This window comes from Methanobrevibacter sp., from assembly GCF_045116495.1.
In the GTDB taxonomy this organism is placed as follows: Archaea; Methanobacteriota; Methanobacteria; order Methanobacteriales; family Methanobacteriaceae; genus Methanocatella.
Window position 1 is genome coordinate 1 of record NZ_JBGULU010000052.1, and the last position, 3,141, is coordinate 3,141.

Below are 3,141 nucleotides of genomic sequence, written 5' to 3' on the forward strand. Positions count from 1 at the left end.
CCCCAATCCCCAATCCCCCAATCCCCAATCCCCAATCCCCAATCCCCAATCCCCAAACCCCATATAATATTTAAAATTTTTTATAAAATATAATTATATTAATTAAAAAAAATTAAATAAAATAATTCATTTAAAAATTAATTAAATTAAAAATTAAATAAATTAATAAAAATTAATAAAAAAGAAAATAATTAATTGTTTATAAATCCTTTAAAAGTTTTTCAATATTAAACTTCTTGATTTAAATAATATTTATTAAATGAAAATTAATATCGAATTTATTTTCTTTTATTCAAGACAACAGCTTGGGCAGCAGCAAGTCTGGCAATGGGAATTCTGAAAGGTGAGCATGAAACATAGTCCATACCAATAGCATCAGCAAACCTGATAGATTTTGGATCTCCACCGTGTTCTCCGCATATACCAGTTCTTAATTCTTTTTGTACTTTTTTACCTCTTGAGCAAGCTAATTTTATCAGCTCACCAACACCTTCTTCATCAAGAACAGCAAATGGATCAGAATCGAAAATACCATTGTCTTTATAGCAATCTCTGAAAGAGAAATCATCTCTTGAAATACCCAAAGTAGTTTGAGTTAAATCATTTGTACCAAAAGAGAAGAAATGAGCTAAGGAAGCTAATTCTTCGGCTCTAAGGCAAGCTCTTGGTAATTCAATCATAGTACCGAAAACATATGGAATTTGAACGTTGTGTTCCTTTTCTAAGGCAGCTTTTTCTTTGTCTAAAATATCTTTTAAGATTGAAATTTCTTTTTTGGAAACAGCTAATGGAATCATAATTTGTGGATATACTTTAACTCCTTGTTTAGCAACATTCATAGCAGCAGTAAAAATGGCTTTTCCTTGCATTTCAGTAATTTCTGGCCTGGAAATGCATAATCTGCAACCTCTGTTACCTAACATAGGATTTAATTCATGTAAAGTAACAATTCTTTTTCTGATTAATTCTTCTGAAACTTTGATTTCTTCAGCTAATTCTTTAATATCTTTGTCAGTTTTTGGTAAAAATTCATGAAGTGGAGGGTCTAATAATCTGATAGTAACTGGATATCCATCCATAATTTTGAATAAGGCTTCGAAGTCACCAGTTTGATAAGGTAATAATTCGGCAAGAGCAGCTCTTTTTTCTTCATCATTATCAGCTAATATCATTTTTCTGATTGAAACAATTCTTTTAGGATCAAAGAACATATGTTCAGTTCTTACAAGACCAATACCTTCAGCACCGAAATCTCTGGCTTGTTGAGCATCTTTTGGAGTTTCAGCATTGGCTTCAATATGCATTCTACGTGTTTCATCGGCCCATTTCATGATAGTTTGGAAATCTCCAGAAATTTGTGGTTCAATAGTGGGTACTTGGCCTTCATAAATTTCACCGGTATCTCCACTCATTGAAATCCAATCTCCTTCTTTCAATTCTTTGTTTCCGAATGAGACAACTTTTTTTTCGAAATTGATGACCATTTCACCACATCCTGTGATACATGGGGCTCCCATACCTCTGGCAACGACTGCAGCATGACTGGTCATACCTCCTCTTGAAGTGATAACACCTTTAGCGACATGCATTCCAGTGATATCATCTGGTGAAGTCTCTTCTCTTAATAAAATTACTGGTCCATCTACAGCTTTTTTTTCAGCATCTTCTGCGGTGAAAACAATAGTACCACAAGCAGCACCAGGGGAAGCATTTAATCCTCTACTAAGAATACTTTTTTTAGCTTTAGGATCAATTTGTCTGTGTAAAAGTTGATTGATTGCAGTTGGGTCAATCAATAATAAAGCTTGATCTTTATCAATAATTCCTTCATTGAATAAGTCAACAGCAATTTTAACGGCAGCTTTGGCAGTTCTTTTACCATTTCTGCATTGTAAAAGATATAATTTTCCTTCTTGGATAGTGAATTCAATATCTTGCATATCTTTGTTGTGCTTTTCTAATTTTTCTCTGACTTCATTTAATTCTTTGTACATTTCAGGCATTGATTCTTCCATTGATGGTAAATCTGAACCTTGAGCAGCTTTTCCGGCATTAGAAATTTGTTGAGGAGTTCTAATACCAGCGACGACATCTTCTCCTTGAGCATTGATTAAATATTCACCGAAGAATACTTTTTCTCCTGTTGCTGGGTTTCTGGTGAATGCAACTCCTGTAGCTGAAGTATCTCCCATGTTACCAAAGACCATTGCAACAATGTTAACAGCAGTACCCCAAGTATGTGGAATATCATTAATATTTCTATAAGTAATTGCTCTTGGATTATTCCATGAACCAAAAACAGCATGAATAGCTTGTTTTAATTGTTCTTGGACATCTTGTGGGAATTCATGTCCTTTTTTTTCAGTAATTAATTTTTTATATCCAGAGATAACTTCTTTAAGGTCTTCAGTTTTTAATTCAGTATCAAGTTTTACACCAACTTTGGTTTTAACACCTTGTAAAACTTTTTCGAAATCAGCATGGGGAACACCCATAACAATATCTCCGAACATTTGAATAAATCTTCTATAGGAGTCATAAGCAAATCTTTCATTTCCAGTTTTAGTATGAAGTCCAACAACAGTTTTATCGTTTAATCCAAGGTTAAGAATAGTATCCATCATACCAGGCATTGAAACTCTGGCACCAGATCTAACAGAGACTAATAAAGGATCTGATTCATCTCCGAATTTTTTTCCAACAATACTTTCAATGTGGTGCATACCATTTTGAATATCTCCTTCAAGTTTTTTTGGATAAGTTTTGTCATGATCATAATAATAAGTACAAACTTCAGTGGTAATGGTAAAACCTGGTGGGACTGGGACTCCGATTGAACACATATCATGAAGTCCTACACCTTTTCCTCCGAGAAGATTTCTTTGTGTACGGTTTCCTTCAGCTTTTCCAGCTCCATAGGTATAAACCCATTTATGATTTTCATCTTCAGTGCTCATTTCTTTCTTTAATATAAATTATTTAATTGGATATGAATATATAATGCATTTTTTGTTAATTAGATAATTATAAAATTATTTTTTATTATTTTTTATTTAAAAATTAATTCTAGAATAATTAATATTTATAAAATTAAAAGGGGATTGGGGATTGGGGATTGGGGATTGGGGATTGGGGATTGGG

The 3,141-nt window shown here is 32.9% G+C and carries 1 protein-coding gene; it reads right to left on the reverse strand.

All coding sequences use genetic code 11. From position 1 onward, the window contains the following. Nucleotides 1-278: 278 nt before the first annotated feature. A complete protein-coding gene (gene ppdK, locus ACJMLH_RS02590; protein WP_405274441.1) occupies nucleotides 279-2,957 on the reverse strand; it encodes a pyruvate, phosphate dikinase in 2,679 nt (892 codons plus the stop codon). Nucleotides 2,958-3,141 lie beyond the last annotated feature (184 nt).

Coding starts and splice junctions, on each gene's coding strand:
- ppdK (WP_405274441.1), bottom strand. CDS start 2,957: ATGAGCACTGAAGATGAAAATCATAAATGGGTTTATACCTATGGAGCT.